General features: G+C 39.7%; 1 protein-coding gene and 1 pseudogene. Both read left to right on the top strand.

Annotation, left to right across the window (positions count from 1 at the left end):
- Nucleotides 1-43: 43 nt before the first annotated feature.
- A pseudogene (locus HEQ50_RS12590) lies at nucleotides 44-570 on the top strand (IS607 family transposase).
- Nucleotides 506-794: helix-turn-helix domain-containing protein (locus HEQ50_RS12585; RefSeq protein WP_232842759.1), on the top strand; the 289-nt coding region annotated here is incomplete at its 3' end. The pseudogene HEQ50_RS12590 and the gene HEQ50_RS12585, both read left to right, overlap by 65 nt.

The raw sequence follows: 794 nt of genomic DNA, 5'->3' as shown, positions 1-794 counted from the left end.
GTGCTATCCATAGAAAGATAATATGGAGGTGGATAGCGTGGCAATGATTAAACCAAATGAAATGGCAAAGCGTCTGGGCGTTACCGTTCGAACCTTGCAAGAGTGGGATCGCAACGGTAAATTTACGGCACATCGCTCACCAACAAATCGGCGTTATTATACAGAAGAACAGTATCGGGATTACCTTGATGAGTTAATCACTGATATTGGTAGTGGCTTAAATTATAATCGAAAAAATGGAATAAGTTGTTAGAAGAAGTCTTCAACAACGAAGTTGGCACAATCTTTATAACGTACAAAGATCGTTTTATCCGTTTTGGGTATGAGTGGTTTGAACGTTTATGCGCAACACATGGCGCTAAAATTGTGGTGTTAAACAATAAAGAAACGTCCCCAAACCAAGAAATAGTTGAAGATATGATAAGCATTATTCATGTCTTTTCTTGTCGATTATATGGGCTACGGAAGTATAAACGTAAATTGAAAAATGATTTGATGGGTGGTGATGAGCTTGATAAGAACACAAAAGGTAAGACTTTACCCAAATCACCACATGGAAAAGATACTTGATGAGCTTTGTAATTATCGCAGATACTGTTGGAATGAGGGCCTAGCTACCTGGAATGATATGTACGATTTACACACCATTGATGAAGCTAGTCCAAAACCAAACATGTATGCTGTCCGTAACGAATTGGTCGCGAATAAAGCTGATTGGCAGTACATGCTCTCGGCCCGAACCTTGCAATTGGCAATCGCTGATTTAGGAAAGGCCTGGCAGAACTTTTTCGACA

Source organism: Lactobacillus sp. HBUAS51381 (assembly GCF_012641095.1).
Classification (GTDB): Bacteria; Bacillota; Bacilli; order Lactobacillales; family Lactobacillaceae; genus Levilactobacillus.
The sequence above is the reverse complement of the archived record's forward strand: the minus strand, read 5'-3'. Positions and strand labels throughout refer to the sequence as shown.